Raw genomic sequence first — 13,868 nt, 5'->3', positions numbered from 1 at the left:
TTATTCACCCAGGGCAATCTGAACACGTCTGTTCTTTGCGCGACCCGCAGCCGTGGCGTTGTCGGCCGCAGGTTTGGTTGAACCAAAACCTTTCGACTCGATACGCGCAGCGGCCAGACCTTTGCTCAGCAGGTAGCTCTTCACCGAGTTGGCACGGTCTTCAGAGAGTTTCTGGTTCGACTCCATGCCGCCCACGTTGTCGGTGTGACCATACACACCTACTTTTAAACCTTCGGCTACCACCGAGCTCTGCAGAATTTCGTCGAGCAGCTTATACGACTCCGGCTTGATGACGGCACTCCCCGTTTCGAACTGGATCTGATACGATTTCGACGACACCTCGCTGGTGATCTCGTTCGAATACGAAACCTGCAACGCCTTGCCTTCCATCAGCTCGCTGTGGTTCGCGATCACCGACATCAGAAACGACTTGTCGATCACCTGACTGTATTGAGGATACGTTGCCATATACTCAGGATACATCTTCGACAAAATGTCGCCGAAGGTGGTGTACACAATCTTGTAGCGATCGATGCCGTCTTTGCCAAGACCAAACATGTTGGCAGCATCCTGCAGGTTGAAGGCCATCGAGCCACCCAGTGTCACGTTGATGCCCTGCATGTCTTTTTCCGTCACACCGTTGTAGTATTTCAACCAATAGTCGGCGCTCTGTTCGTTATAGACCTGCGCCGAAACTTTTGCAGCAAACGCCTTTGCTTCGTTGAATGATCTCACCTGGTCGCCCGCCTGGCTCAGGGCCATAATCAGATTTTCCATGTCAGTGCGGTGGTCGTAGGCGAACTTCTTAATGGTGATCGTGATGTTCGGCATCTGCGACGCATACTGTTTTGTGTTGGCGATGGTCACCAGTCCACCTTTTTGTTGCGCGATGTTCACGTCGCAGGGTGTCCAGGTTGCCACGGCGTCAACGCCCACGGTAATCTCCTCGCTAAGCTTCTGACCGTTCTTCACAATCTTTCTCTTCTCTTTATAACCGGCGATGTATTTGTTACCGGCATCCAGAAAGTCGTTGGCCGCAATCAAATTGATGGCTTCGTTGTCGTAGGTAGTTTCATCAGGGTTCACGCGCAGGTTGTTGTCGCCCGCCCATTTCAACAAGATGTTCATGTCGCCGTCGCGCAGCACACAGGCCACGGTTTTACCCAAAGCAGACGAAGGATTTTTCTTCCAGTCTGCAGGACCCATCAACTGGTCCTCACCATACGACTTACCCATGGCATAGAAAGCAATCGGTTGATACTCGGGACCAAGAGGCTCAAGCTCTTTCGACAATGAAGCAAAGAACGCGGGCATACCATCGCCCATGAAGGACGCAAACACACCGGGGGTCGAAGGATTATTCTTATAGTCCTGTGCAAACTTCACCACGTCGGCCAGCGACTTGAAGCAGTCGTCCTGTCGCGAGATCTCCACTTGCAGCTTCGATTTGTCGAGCAGCGACCCCTGTGTGGTGCGTGCCCCACCGTTGGCATACATGAGCGGGAACTGCGAGTTCCACGCCATGATCTTCCACACGATTTTTGTTCCACCGTTCACCGATTCTTTTGGCGAAGGCAAGGGTAACATCACAGCCTGTCCGGCCAGCGAAGCTTCGGGCGCGTCGGGCAACGACACGCGGCCAATCTCGTGCGACTGTTTTGCTTCCTGCGGGCGCTTGTCCCACCACCACACCTTGGCGGCGAAGATGCCCGCGAGCACAATCACAATCATGAATACTTTTCCGGATGTTTTAACTTTTACTGACATACTTGTTTTGGTTTATGTTGCTTGGTTTAAATGATATTGTTATTTCAAAAGATCTCCATAGCCACCGCTGTTGTTGTCGGGCGCGTGGTGTTGTGATGATCGTTGCAGTTTGAATTCACTGTCCGGGTTAAACTGGTCCAGCATCTTCAAGCCTTCTTTTTCATAGGTGGCGTTGTCGAGGTCTATCGATTTCATAAAGTCAGACGAGTAGCTGATGGCCTTTTTCATGTTGGCCAGTTTGCTCGCAATGTCTTCCTTCAAAAATTCCATCGACTGCTCTACCATCAATTTCTTCTCGGGGTCGCCCTTAAAGATTTTGAGTGCCGAGGTCAACGCCCGGTTGCCCGACGTCACCGACTTATACAGATCCTTCTTCAGCTCCAGCTCATTTCTGGCGTCCTCAATCAGGTAAGCACTGTTCTTGTGCACCTTGGTGAGGTAGTCGCCAATGCGCGACAGGTTTTCATGAATCGGCGTCAGTTGTTTGATGTATTCATTCAACCGTCCGATCTGCCGCGTGGCATTGCCCAACTCGGGCATCATGTTTCGTTCGCGCGCCACCTGTGCTTTGGTCATGAGTTTGCTGATCTCCGATTCTTTCTCGCTGATCTTGGCGTGGATTTTCTCCTTCTGCGCGTCCACATCAGTGGCTTGCTTGTAGAGCTTCTCGCGTTCGTCCTGCATGTCGTTGATGTAGTCTTCGGCAATGATGAACGGGTCGAGTTCGATCACCACACCCACCAGCTTCTTCATGAGAATTTCATAGAAGTAGAAAAGACTCAGCCGAAACTTTCGGTGTGTGATGCAGTAGAGAAAAACTCCAAGACACGCCAGGGCGATGCCGAAGTTCAGCGTGTTCCACACGATGCGGGTCAGAATCGGCAGCACATAGTAGCCCACGGCGGCGAAGATGCCGAGGGCGGCCAGCGTTCCGAATTTTCCACCCGGTCGCTTCCAGTAGGACTTTAGCTGTTGTGCGTCTGCAGGAAAAATTTGTGTCTCCATAGTTTATAGGTTTGTTTGAATTTTGGTTATGTCGTCTACAATCTTTCGTGTCATGGCCTCGCACGCTACGCGATAGCCCTGTTTGTTCTTGCTCAGCTTTTCTTCCTCCACGGCAATTGTTCCCTTCAGCTTTGCCATGGCTTGCTGTGCTTCCGTGATTTCCTTTGTCAGCTTCTGAATGGCTTCGGCGTGGCGTGCAATGGTTTCTTCCTGCTGCTTCACCTCCATCACTTTCTGACCGATGTCTCTGTCGAGTTTGTCTTGCGCGCTTTTTTCAAACTGCGCCTGATCCTGATCGATAAGCTGCCGATACACATTTGCCGTCTCGACAAGTTTTTCTTTTGTCAAGCCTTGAATGGCCAGTGCTGCATACGTTGCTGAGATCCTCGCGTTCTCATCCTTGATGTGAACCTCGAGTGTCTCCATCATTTTCATGAACTCGTAGTAGTCGGGACCCGGCAGGTTTTGCTGATCGAACAACTTCTCGAAGTGCTTTTCAAATTTGTCGAGCTCTTCATCGTTCAACACAGCCCTTGCCGGTGGACGCGGGTCCATGGGCGCATTCGCTGCCGGTGACACATGCCGTTGGGGGTCTTCGTCGAACTCGACAAAGAGGCCCATAGCTTTCTTAAAAAGATTAGCCATGCTTTTTTTTGGTTAAGTGAAATAGAAAAAAGAAAAACTTCGGATCGCGTTGATCAGGGCAGTATCCGACCGGTATGGCAGCCGTTGGGCCATACGTTTTCTGGTGTCGGAAACTATTGGTCAAAAGGAGTCATGCACAAGCCTTTTCGCCTGAAGGATATTGTTTGCAATAAACCTTTTCGAAGAGATGTGCCTTGTGCAGGCTTAAGAGTTGGCAGGCGGTGCGCTTGTCATTTTCTTGGTGTGATGGAAATTGAAAGAATAAACGCTGCGCGTAGGAAATGGATGCAGTGTTTCAATCAAATAAATATTTCACACAACACTTGTAGAATGATTGCTAAATACATGAATAACATTTTCGCAAACGCCGCAAGCAACGCAAACGGTAGACGCCTTCAATTTGTGGCATTTATGAATTGTATTGACAACGGTTGCCCTTGTGCCGCAATGATTCGCAATGTGTAATAAGGTTGCAATACGCGCGCAACGTCATTGCAAGTAGGTGTGTTGTTGGTGGTGGTTTGCAAAGCATTCATACTCATTTTGGTTTATGCGTTGCTGCGCGAATGAATGGCGATGCAACCTTATCGCTTCTTGTCTCTGCATAAATCACTCATATATATTATGCAAACATAGATGACAAACGCATCGATTTTTTTATTTTCGTGTACGCTAAAAAAATTATGAAACCCTCTTTTACCATCATTCCCTACGAAGACCAGCATCAACCCGACTTCAAAGCGTTGAATCTGGAGTGGCTCGATCTGCACAACCTCACCGAACAACGCGACCTTGATGTGTTGAACGATCCACGGAAACACATCCTCGACGAAGGCGGCTTCATTTTTCTGGCTGTAGACAACGGAAAAGTTATTGGTTCGTCTGCCATCATGAAAGAACACAAAGGTGTGTATGAGCTGGCCAAGATGGCCGTGGCGGTAGACTATCGCGGACAAGGCCTGAGCAAACCGCTCATCGAAATCTGCATTCAGAAAGCGCGCGAACTTGGTGCGGAAAAGATCGAGCTGTTCAGCAGCACCAAGCTGCAAACGGCGCTGAAGCTTTATGAACGCTATGGCTTTCAGCATGTGCCCCTGCAAGACTCACCCTTCGAAACGGCCGATGTGAAAATGGTGCTGAAGCTTGAATAATGAGGTGGCCGTTCCCCAGCATTGCCGCCATGGGGTGAGAAGGTGGCAGGTTCATTGCATACCTGGCATCATACCCCAAGCGCATGCTGTTGAAAAGCCGAAAGATTTTCGAGCTTCTGAAGAAGTCCTATCACCTGTTGAGTAACGCCAATCCGTTGTTGTTATCGGCAGCGACGGCGTTTTTCGCCACCTTTGCCTTGTCGCCCATTCTCATCATCCTAAGTCACCTGCTCAGTCTGCTCCTCGACGAAAAGGTGATTCTTCCTAAGCTGTTCGACAAAATAAACATAGTGTTTGGGGAAAAATCTACACACGGCATCCGCCGAATTGTGGAAAATTTCTTGTCGCTGGAAACAAATGTCTGGATCACGGTTGCCCTCAGCATCTTTTTCTACTTCATTGCTACTACCTTGCTCAGCGCCATTCGCCAATCCATTCACCAGCTGTGGTCCATCCAGAAAAAGCCTGCTCAAAAGTTTCCCTATCACCTCAAGGAACGCCTCATCGAAATTGTCATGATCCTGCTGATTGGCGTGTTGTTTCTTTTCACCTTGCTGATCGACAAGGGCATGGATGCTTTCCAGCTCTCGTTGTCGGGCGTCAACCACAAGGTTTCCACGGTTCTTTATGAAGGTGTTAACGTCATCTTTTCCATTGCGCTCATCTCGACCTGGCTCACGTTTGTGTATCGCTTCATGCCTGAGGCCAAGGTGCAGTGGAAAGTTGCCTTTGCCGGTGGGCTATTTACGGGCACGTTGTTTCTATTGGGTCGCATTGTGCTCACGCATTTGCTGGCCAACGGCAAACTAGGACAGCTCTTTGGGCCATCGAGCGGTATCGCCATGGTGTTGCTGCTCATTTTCTATTGCTCGTTCATCCTTTACTTTGGCGCATCCTTCACGTTTGAATATTCCAAAGCCATCGGGCATGTTATTCGCCCCGGAAAACTGGGCGACAAATACGAACAACAGGTGGTCACAAAAGGAATGGGACGACCGCCAGTGAAATCTGTGAAAGTTTAATCCCCACTAATCGTCATGTATACCACTACCCTCCGGCCGTTTACGGTCTTCCGTATGTCAGCGAAATCATTCAGTTTTTTTTTCACGTTGCTTTTGGTTGGCCACTTCGCCATGGGCCAGGTAGACACGCTTGAGAATTCTGTTGAGCATCAAAAGTTTCTGACGATGGTGAACGCCAACCGCGAGCAGAGTTATATCACGTTTGGCAGCGGCCTGGGAAATCTGGAGCCGCTCATCTTCGAATCGCGATTGTCGCCGAGCTATTTTTTCACGGGACAAAAACGTTCGTGGGCACTTGTACTCAATCCGCAGGTGCAGATCCGCATGCTCGACCGGAAGTCAATGCCCATCCGAAATCCAAGCTATAAGGTATATGTCACGTACTATCACGATATCAAATTCTGGCAAACATCGTTCTTGAAGAAGCTGTTCTACCGAAACGCGCTCTGGTATGCATCCGTTGCGCATCATTCCAACGGACAAGACGGATCGTTCTATAGTCCCGACACCACACGCAACGTGAATCTTGAAAACGGAAACTTTGCCACCAACTTCCTGGAAATTGGTGTGTCGTCCTACCACCTCGAAAAACTGGGCAAGAACAATTTTTCCATACGCGAAATAAAAGCGTGGCTGGAGTGGCATCCGCCGGGTTGGTCGATCAACGAAATGAACGATAACTATGGTTACTATCGTCTCTATGCCAAAGCGGGTTTCATCGGTCCTATGCGAAAACGAAAAGACGATGCCGTGAACCGGTGGCTTCAGCAATCCAGTCTTGAGTTGAAAGCGGGCTGGATCATGGGCCAGATGAATGGTGCCAGCCCCTTGGACATGTCGCATCGCCTTGTGATTGACATCACTTATAAATATTATCCCAAGTGGTTTGATGAAGTTGCATTCTTTATGCGGTTCTATCGCGGTCAGGATTACTATAACATCTATTATCTCAACGGCGAACTCACCCAGCTCAGCGCCGGCATCACATCCAACATCATGAATTTTAAAAAGGCTGTGAAGTACTTGAAATAGTTGCTATCGGCTCGACACCTCTTGAACTGCCGACTGTGTCACCCATTCCGCCTGGTGTGGATTTTTGACACAGCACAGCATGTTAATTTACCGTTATTTTAGCGTGAAGCGCACATTTCGGATTGGTAAAAATTTTGTGGAAAAATAAGCATCCCCTTGGCCTATGCGCGTCCCATGTATCGCGCTGAAAAACTTTTGTAAAAACACTAAACAAAAAAATCATGCCTTGGACAACATCGAACTATCCCGACTCCATGAAAAATCTTCCGGAGCGGGTTCGCGACAAAGCGATAGACATTGCCAACGCCCTGCTCGAAGAACGAGATATGGAGGAAGGCATCGCCATTGCCACCGGCATCAGTCGTGCCAAAGACTGGGCCGCAAATCACGATTTGAAAGTAGACAATCCCGACACATCTAACATCACCGACGTGAAACACCATGGCGAAGACCGCTATGTTGTTCCGCACGAAAAGGAATGGGCCATTAAGGTGGAAGGCGAAGAGAAAGTAGAAAAAATTTTTCGCACCAAAAAAGACGCCGTGCGCCAGGCCCGACGCGAAGCGCGAAGTGCAAATGCCTCGCTCACCATACAACAGAAGTCTGGAAGGGTTGAAAAACGTATTTCGTATAATCCGCGAAAGCGAGCAGCAAAAGCAACACACTAAAATACCCTAAACTGAAACGGCGCGACGATGGATGTTATCCAAATTCGTCGCGCCGTTTTTTTGCTTATTTCTTTCGGAATGAAAGGCCTTTGGCGTGCAGGGCCTCTGCTAATTTCTTCATACTGCCCGGCCCCATGCCGTGTAACGATAAAACTTCCGACGCACTTAGGCTGGACAACTGATGCACGGTCTTGACGCCTGCACTTTCCAACGCGCGCCTCGCCGGAGCGGCAAGGGTAGACAAGAAGCCTTCTTTAGGAGCTCGCTCCTGCTCACAGATTGGGCAGGTTGGGCAGTCTGTACTTTTATAATACCTATGTCCCTTCTGGCAAATACGCAGGTTTTTGTTCACAGAAGACATAATGCGCTACGTACATATTAGTTTGCTTCCGTGTGTTTTTTGAAGTTGTCTAAAATTGCATGCCAGCCACCGCGTTGCATTTCGATTGGGTTTGTGCCCTCGGCTTCAAAGGTTTCGGTCACTTTGGTTTCGGAGCCCTGCGCGGTGAATGTGATTTTCACTTTGCGTCCATCGGCAATATCATATTCAATCACCTTGTTGGGTTCCACGTGCGAATAAACGCCTTCGAAGTCAAAGCTCATGCTGCCGTCTTTGGCGGCCATGGTGGTTTTGAATTTGCCATTGGTGCGCGCGTCGTTCTCGGCAAAAGGTGCGTGCCACTCGTCGGAAGCAAAAGCCCATTGTTTGATATGTTGGGGTTCGTTCCAATACTTCCATACTTTTTCTACAGGGGCTTTCACAAGCGCTTCTACAGTGATCTGGGTTTTGGTTGCAGTTTCCATGATGGTATGTTTTTAGGGTTATGTTGCTGTTGACAATACAAACATAGAACAAGAATTTACGCCACGCGTTGGCAGAAAACGACTTTTTTCAGGGTCGATTGCGACACCGGTGTGACTTTAGCGTTGTTGCGGAATTAGTAGAAGAAATTCAGATCTATGCCGGCATTCAAAAAAATCGGTTTCCAGGAGTCTGTTGGTATTGTGGGTCTATCCCTGTTTGCCGTATTTCTTTTCTTCAGCCTCGGACCTTTTCCTGCAAAACTGCGCGTGTTGGAGGTTAACTATTGGGATCCGCGAGATGCCGACTACAGTCCATTTAAATATGTGAATAAAAAATTCGAGCATATCACACTCACCGGGAATAAGGACGAGGACGCAATTAAACTGAAGGACGCACAACTTGCCATCCAAGATCTAATGAATGACCCGGATTCTTCAAAAGGAATCGAATTCACATTTAAAGATGACGCAAAGTACGGTACCCTGGTTAGTCTATTCTCCATTTGTAAAAAACAGAATGTTCGTTCATACCTTAACTATCACGACAAGTTTTGGGTTTTCAATTTTAAACCAAATTTCAGCGAACCTCCATACCGTACCTCCGGTATCTGCGGCGGCACGCTTTCTCACATACTAATACCCGAACAGCCGCAAAAAAATACCTTCCTCAACAAAAATTCTCCTTGGCGGATTTTGTGTTTTGGTTGTCCTCGCTGTTGCCTTGCGACTGAAACATCAGAAATTATAACAAAGTATTAATGAAAAAGACTGTCGATTACGACAGTCTTTTTTCTTTTCTGATCACGTTCAATTTCTATCCCAGAAAGCAGGCGGTTCAATGCCCAACGAGCGGAGGTATACGTACCCTTGGCCACGGTGGTGAATTTCGTTGTCGATGAGATAGAACAGACTCGACGTGATGGTGCCCATGAACATGCCAAAGGCCGCTTCTTCTTCCTGGAAACGTTGTGGGCGCATTTGTGTCCAGAGTTGGTTGATCATGTCGGTAGATTTATCCCACAACTCCAGCAGTTCTTTTTTAGTGGTGGGAGGCGTGGGGGCTTTTTCACCAAACAGATCGTCCATGTTTGCCCACTTGCCTGTGACAGCGCCTTGCAGACCAGGCACGGCGAGGCGAATCATTTCCATGGTCAGCATCGCGTAGGTGCGCATACCGCCAATGGAGTAGGTGAACAGTTTGTCTTCGGGAAAAACTTCCAACACACGACGGCTTACGCGGCGATGTCCCTGCCAGTGTTCGAGCAAGGTTTCGGGGGTGAATACGACAGGTTGTTTTTTCAGGGTGGGGTTTTCTAAAGTTTCCGGTTTCATATATCGTGGGGTTATTTTCTATGTCTCAAAATAAAGGAGCAGTGGTGACAACCTTATGTCAGCATGGTTTGGGCATTAAAAATTATTCTGAAAAAATCCCAAACCATTCCCCTTTCATTTCGCGCGCGACCGTTCGGCGTTGTTCAATTACGAACAACGTTGTGGGGTGCAAACCGCGTTTTAGAACTCAAACAGGGCGTTTTTAATCCTGGCACAAATATTATTACTACGATTAGGAATTAATTATTCGCGATGAAAAAATATCAGCTGGGCGAATTTGAAGAAGTAGTGACGCTCACGGTAGGCGTTTTGTTTCCCGATGCTTATGGCGTGTCGGTGAAGTTGGAAATTGAAACGCGGTTGGCGCGCAAGGTGAGTGTTGGCGCGTTGCAGTCGGCATTGAAACGACTGGAAGAAAAGGGTTATCTCAAATCGTCGGAGGGAGAGGCTACGCAGGAGCGCGCGGGCCGCCCCAAACGTTTCTTCACCATCACGGCGTTGGGCAAGCGCGCGCTGGAACACACCAAAGAAACGCGCGATTCGCTGTGGGCTTCCATTCCAAAAATGGCGTTGCAAACAAAAATGATCGGCCTATGAACTCATCGCCTCAGCCGCCCCGTTTCATGCTTCGTTTCTTTCGCTGGTTTTGTCATCGCGATTTGGTTGCGCCCATCGAGGGCGATTTGCATGAGCTTTATCAACAGCGTGTTCAAGCCCGAGGTAAAGGACACGCCAATCGTCGGTTCATGATCGATGTGCTGTTGCTTTTCAGGCCGTCTATGATGCGGCCCTTTCAACCTTTCTATTTCATTAATCCTTATTCTATGTTCAGAAATTACTTCACCGTCAGCATACGGAACATTCTTAAATATAAAGTGTTCTCGTTCATCAACGTGTTTGGCCTGGCCGTGGCCATGTCGGTGTGCATGCTCATCATTCTGATGTTGGGCGACCGATCGCAATACGACGCCTTTCATGAAAAGAAAGACCGCATCTATCGCGTGTTGTCGAACTATAAAAATTCGCGGCAGTCATACGCCACCACAGCATTTCCGCTCGCCAGCACGTTCAAAGCCGAGTATCCGGTTGCCGAAGAAACGGTGAACCTCACACCGGGCTTTGGCGGCGACGCAGTCTATCAACAACGCACGGCCGACATGCGGGGCTATTTTGCCGACGGCGCTTTGTTTCGCGTGTTTGATTTCGAGTTGATTCAGGGCGATAAAAAAACGGCGCTCACACAACCCTATTCTGTCATCATCAGTCGTGCACTGGCGCAGCAATTATTTCAAAATGAAAATGCGCTGGGCAAAACCTTCGACTTCTCCGATCGCCAGTTGTCGTTTCCGCTAAGGCACGACGGCACCGGCAGCCCGGCGGTTGCGTGGGGAACATTCACCGTGACCGGGGTGATCGACGAATCAAACTACAAATCGCATCTCGTGTTCGATGCACTGATTTCGGCCTCGACCCAAACGGCACTGATTGCCGAAAAGAAGATGGAAGATCAAAGCAACAACTGGGAAGGCTTTTACCGAACCTACACCTATGTGCTGTTGCACCCGGATCACACACGCGACGAGCTCGATGCGGCGCTGCAGGATCTGGCCATTCGCAAGTATAAAAATTTCACGTCCGAAACCACCAAAGATTTTAAGCTCCTCACACAATCGCTTCCCGAAGTTCAACTCGATCTGAAAGGAAACGACACCGACAATCGCCTGCCGCGCATAGGATACTTTTTTCTGGGAGGTCTCGCCATCATGATCATGGTGTTGGCCTGTGTGAACTACACAAACCTGTCGACAGCACGCGCGTTGACACGGGCCAAAGAAATTGGCGTGCGAAAAGTGACGGGCGCCACCCGACGTGCATTGCTGACGCAGTTTCTCAGTGAGTCAATTCTCACCTCGCTCCTCGCGCTCGTCATGGCCGGGGTGATGTTGATCTTTATCGCCAACGCGTTCAAAGGACTTTGGGTGAATCAATTTCTGAACTTTGAGCTTCCCATGACGCCCGGCGTATACGTTGCGTTTGTCTGTTTTGCGCTGGTGGTGGGAATTATTGCCGGTGCCTATCCGGCGCTGAAGCTCTCGACCTACCAGCCCATCCAAGCTTTGCGAAATTCGGGCAACGCTGGTCACGGCAAACTGGGGCTTCGCAAAGTATTGAGTGTGTCGCAGTTTGTGGTGTCGCTGTTGTTCATCACCACGTCGTTGTTGATCTATCAGCAATTCAAACATTATCTGGCGTTCGACTATGGTTTTGCTTCACACAACATCGTGAATGTTGAGCTGCAAGGTGCTGATTACGAAAAGGTGTCGCACGTGTTTGGCACAGTGCAGGGAGTGTCTACCATTTCGGCCACCGACATCATTCCGGCCACCAACCGGAACGACAACTGCCAGCTACGCAAAGTAAATGCTACCGGCGATTACTTTAGCGTGGGCCTCCTTCAAACCGACGAGAACTTTGCCGACAACCTGGAGTTGAAGTTGCTGGCTGGAAAAAAATTGCCGGCTGGTACTTCGTCTGCACGATTCATCCTGGTGAACGAAGCCTTTGTGAAGCAAATGGGCTACGCCACTCCCGCCGACATTGTGGGCGAAGCGTTTGAATCGGCCTGGGGCAAAGAGCTGTGGGAAGTGGTGGGTGTGGTGCGCGACTTCCGTTTCAAGTTGTTGCTCAATGCCGACGTAGTGGAGCCACTGGCCATGCGCAATACGGCCAACTATCACTACGCCAACATAAAAATTATTTCGCCCGACGTGATGGGCACGGTGGCCAAGCTCGAACAAAAATGGAAGACCATCGACAACGTGCACGCCTTTCACTACGAGTTCTTCGACGATCAACTGGCGGGTATGCAAGCCGGCATTTTCGACCTGGTGTCGATACTCGGGTTCATCGCTTTCCTGGCCGTCACCATTGCGTGTCTCGGTTTGTTGGGCATGGCCACCTATTCGGCCGAGCGCAGAACAAAAGAAGTGGGCATTCGCAAAACCATGGGTGCGGGCGACAAAAGCATTGCGCTGCTGTTGTCAAAAGAGTTTATGAAGATTGTGCTGTTGTCCATTTTCATCGGCGCACCCCTCAGCTATTTTGCAAACAACCTGTGGTTGCAAACGCTTCCAAACCGTGTTGAGTTTGGGTTGGGAATACTGGTGTCGGCCATCCTCATCCTCATTGCATTGGGCATGCTCACCATTGGTTCACAAACATGGCGCGCCGCGCGGGCCAAACCGGTAGACGCTTTGAAGATGGAATAGCGTTGTTGACACGACCTGGAAAATGTCTCATTGTAATTTCAAAACCAACTGCATACTTTGCATTGCGCTCAAAATACTCACGATTCGCTATGGCAAAAAAGGACACGCTCGACACGTTGAAACAAGCCTTGTTTCTGGAATCCGACGGTGTTAAATTCTCTACTAAAAAAGCGAAACTTTTAAAGTTATTTGGCGAAAAAGAACGCGAAGAGGTCATTGCTATATTGATGCAGTATGTGCGTGAGGGGAAAATTTTACACTGGCGCGAATTCCTGATGTCAGACATTGTCAGTCTGATGAAAGAAAATGAAAACAGGTATGCGGTTTTTTTTGAGTGGGCTGTAACCGTTCCGGCGTTAACCTACTACGGCATTGATGGTTTACTCAGCACAAAAGGGAAACAGTCATACGACGCAATCATTGCCATCACGTTGAACTCCGAACATGCATTAGAAACGCGCGCGAAGGCCATAAAAAGTCTTGCGCAATACAGCAAACAACACTTCGACCGAGGCTTGCCCGAAGATCCCGGCCATTGGAAAATTGACGCCCTTCGCTTCACCGAAGTACTTGAGTGGCAACGGAACGGCTATGCAGATGGTAAAGGCTACAGTATTCCGGAAACACATCCTTCGCTGAATGCGCCTTACACATTGCTTGAAAAAACAGTAGCCAAACTGGAAACAAAACTGGCCCGGCAACGCGCAAAATATCAGGACCTTTCCAGCCCTTCGAACTGGCTGGTGGCGGCCAACGCCAAAGATCTTATTGACATCCGAAAAAAATGGACCCTGCCAGAACACTACGATATGTTCCTGGAAAGATATTCACCCTTACATGTCTTCGTAGAGAGTCGCAAGTTTATTCAAGGCGGGTTGTCGCTCTACGGCGCCAGCGAGTTGATAGCACGCCAAATCGGCTACGCCATACACGGAGAAACTCACGCTACGTTAAAAGATTGGCCGGAGCATTATGTTGTGATTGCCGACGATGGCGGCGACCCATATTGCCTCGATCTAGCGGCAATCAAAGATGGCGATGCACCGGTATATACGGCCATGCATGGTGCCGGCACCTGGAAGTTTGACTGCTACTCGCCAAGCTTTATCAAATTCCTGGCGAAGCTATCTTGACACCGATCCAACCGTTAGCCTGGGGCCAGCGAGAAGATTG

General features: G+C 49.2%; 14 protein-coding genes. 8 read left to right on the top strand and 6 right to left on the bottom strand.

Annotated elements, in window-relative coordinates; genetic code table 11:
- Genes JI741_RS12125 through JI741_RS12115 form a run of 3 tightly spaced genes read right to left on the bottom strand, consistent with a single transcriptional unit; the run spans position 1 to position 3,417 of the window.
- Positions 1–1,767, bottom strand: coding sequence for an OmpA family protein (locus JI741_RS12125; RefSeq protein WP_202009657.1), 1,767 nt, complete (start codon positions 1,765–1,767; stop codon positions 1–3).
- 39 nt (positions 1,768–1,806) lie between these two features.
- Positions 1,807–2,772, bottom strand: coding sequence for a coiled-coil domain-containing protein (locus JI741_RS12120; protein WP_202009655.1), 966 nt, complete (start codon positions 2,770–2,772; stop codon positions 1,807–1,809).
- Positions 2,773–2,775: 3 nt separating this feature from the next.
- Positions 2,776–3,417 carry a DUF4047 domain-containing protein gene (locus tag JI741_RS12115; protein WP_202009653.1) on the bottom strand — a complete coding sequence of 214 codons (642 nt, stop codon included), beginning with the start codon at positions 3,415–3,417 and terminating at the stop codon, positions 2,776–2,778.
- Positions 3,418–4,100: 683 nt separating this feature from the next.
- Between JI741_RS12115 and JI741_RS12110 the strand changes: the two genes are divergently transcribed.
- From JI741_RS12110 to JI741_RS12095, 4 genes are all read left to right on the top strand, one after another.
- Positions 4,101–4,568: a GNAT family N-acetyltransferase gene (locus JI741_RS12110; protein ID WP_202009651.1), complete on the top strand. Its 468-nt coding sequence runs from the start codon at positions 4,101–4,103 to the stop codon at positions 4,566–4,568.
- Positions 4,569–4,651: 83 nt separating this feature from the next.
- Entirely contained in the window at positions 4,652–5,590 is a 939-nt protein-coding gene (locus JI741_RS12105) for a YihY/virulence factor BrkB family protein (RefSeq protein WP_202009649.1), read from the top strand.
- A gap of 54 nt (positions 5,591–5,644) precedes the next feature.
- Positions 5,645–6,622 (top strand): hypothetical protein, encoded by a 978-nt coding sequence (locus JI741_RS12100; protein WP_202009647.1) that lies wholly within the window; start codon positions 5,645–5,647, stop codon positions 6,620–6,622.
- A gap of 221 nt (positions 6,623–6,843) precedes the next feature.
- Positions 6,844–7,290, top strand: coding sequence for a DUF2188 domain-containing protein (locus tag JI741_RS12095; RefSeq protein ID WP_202009645.1), 447 nt, complete (start codon positions 6,844–6,846; stop codon positions 7,288–7,290).
- A gap of 64 nt (positions 7,291–7,354) precedes the next feature.
- Here JI741_RS12095 and JI741_RS12090 read toward each other — a convergent pair whose 3' ends face one another.
- On the bottom strand, positions 7,355–7,651 hold the full coding sequence (locus tag JI741_RS12090; RefSeq protein ID WP_202009643.1) for an RNA polymerase alpha subunit C-terminal domain-containing protein: 297 nt from the start codon (positions 7,649–7,651) through the stop codon (positions 7,355–7,357).
- Positions 7,652–7,668: 17 nt separating this feature from the next.
- Positions 7,669–8,094: an SRPBCC family protein gene (locus JI741_RS12085; protein ID WP_202009641.1), complete on the bottom strand. Its 426-nt coding sequence runs from the start codon at positions 8,092–8,094 to the stop codon at positions 7,669–7,671.
- Positions 8,095–8,250: 156 nt separating this feature from the next.
- Between JI741_RS12085 and JI741_RS12080 the strand changes: the two genes are divergently transcribed.
- Complete coding sequence (locus tag JI741_RS12080) at positions 8,251–8,853, top strand: hypothetical protein (RefSeq protein WP_202009639.1); 603 nt, start codon at positions 8,251–8,253, stop codon at positions 8,851–8,853.
- Between the two features lie 48 nt (positions 8,854–8,901).
- Here the strand turns inward: JI741_RS12080 and JI741_RS12075 are convergent, their stop codons facing one another.
- Positions 8,902–9,426 carry a DinB family protein gene (locus tag JI741_RS12075; RefSeq protein ID WP_202009637.1) on the bottom strand — a complete coding sequence of 175 codons (525 nt, stop codon included), beginning with the start codon at positions 9,424–9,426 and terminating at the stop codon, positions 8,902–8,904.
- 252 nt (positions 9,427–9,678) lie between these two features.
- On the opposite strand from JI741_RS12075, the gene JI741_RS12070 reads away from it, so the two are divergent.
- From JI741_RS12070 to JI741_RS12060, 3 genes are read left to right on the top strand one after another with little or no spacing between them, the layout of a single operon-like run.
- Complete coding sequence (locus tag JI741_RS12070) at positions 9,679–10,023, top strand: PadR family transcriptional regulator (RefSeq protein ID WP_202009635.1); 345 nt, start codon at positions 9,679–9,681, stop codon at positions 10,021–10,023.
- A complete protein-coding gene (locus JI741_RS12065; RefSeq protein WP_202009633.1) occupies positions 10,020–12,695 on the top strand; it encodes an FtsX-like permease family protein in 2,676 nt (891 codons plus the stop codon). Before JI741_RS12070 ends, JI741_RS12065 begins: the two co-directional genes overlap by 4 nt.
- Positions 12,647–13,828 (top strand): SMI1/KNR4 family protein, encoded by a 1,182-nt coding sequence (locus tag JI741_RS12060; RefSeq protein ID WP_202009631.1) that lies wholly within the window; start codon positions 12,647–12,649, stop codon positions 13,826–13,828. Before JI741_RS12065 ends, JI741_RS12060 begins: the two co-directional genes overlap by 49 nt.
- Positions 13,829–13,868 lie beyond the last annotated feature (40 nt).

It is taken from the genome of Chryseolinea lacunae (assembly GCF_016735595.1).
GTDB lineage: Bacteria > Bacteroidota > Bacteroidia > Cytophagales > Cyclobacteriaceae > Chryseolinea > Chryseolinea lacunae.
The sequence above is the reverse complement of the archived record's forward strand: the minus strand, read 5'-3'. Positions and strand labels throughout refer to the sequence as shown.

Bases quoted from the DNA above. Each gene is read 5' to 3' on its own strand.
- JI741_RS12125 (WP_202009657.1), bottom strand. From the start codon at position 1,767: ATGTCAGTAAAAGTTAAAACATCCGGAAAAGTATTCATGATTGTGATT.
- JI741_RS12120 (WP_202009655.1), bottom strand. From the start codon at position 2,772: ATGGAGACACAAATTTTTCCTGCAGACGCACAACAGCTAAAGTCCTAC.
- JI741_RS12115 (WP_202009653.1), bottom strand. From the start codon at position 3,417: ATGGCTAATCTTTTTAAGAAAGCTATGGGCCTCTTTGTCGAGTTCGAC.
- JI741_RS12110 (WP_202009651.1), top strand. From the start codon at position 4,101: ATGAAACCCTCTTTTACCATCATTCCCTACGAAGACCAGCATCAACCC.
- JI741_RS12105 (WP_202009649.1), top strand. From the start codon at position 4,652: ATGCTGTTGAAAAGCCGAAAGATTTTCGAGCTTCTGAAGAAGTCCTAT.
- JI741_RS12100 (WP_202009647.1), top strand. From the start codon at position 5,645: ATGTCAGCGAAATCATTCAGTTTTTTTTTCACGTTGCTTTTGGTTGGC.
- JI741_RS12095 (WP_202009645.1), top strand. From the start codon at position 6,844: ATGCCTTGGACAACATCGAACTATCCCGACTCCATGAAAAATCTTCCG.
- JI741_RS12090 (WP_202009643.1), bottom strand. From the start codon at position 7,651: ATGTCTTCTGTGAACAAAAACCTGCGTATTTGCCAGAAGGGACATAGG.
- JI741_RS12085 (WP_202009641.1), bottom strand. From the start codon at position 8,094: ATGGAAACTGCAACCAAAACCCAGATCACTGTAGAAGCGCTTGTGAAA.
- JI741_RS12080 (WP_202009639.1), top strand. From the start codon at position 8,251: ATGCCGGCATTCAAAAAAATCGGTTTCCAGGAGTCTGTTGGTATTGTG.
- JI741_RS12075 (WP_202009637.1), bottom strand. From the start codon at position 9,426: ATGAAACCGGAAACTTTAGAAAACCCCACCCTGAAAAAACAACCTGTC.
- JI741_RS12070 (WP_202009635.1), top strand. From the start codon at position 9,679: ATGAAAAAATATCAGCTGGGCGAATTTGAAGAAGTAGTGACGCTCACG.
- JI741_RS12065 (WP_202009633.1), top strand. From the start codon at position 10,020: ATGAACTCATCGCCTCAGCCGCCCCGTTTCATGCTTCGTTTCTTTCGC.
- JI741_RS12060 (WP_202009631.1), top strand. From the start codon at position 12,647: ATGGCGCGCCGCGCGGGCCAAACCGGTAGACGCTTTGAAGATGGAATA.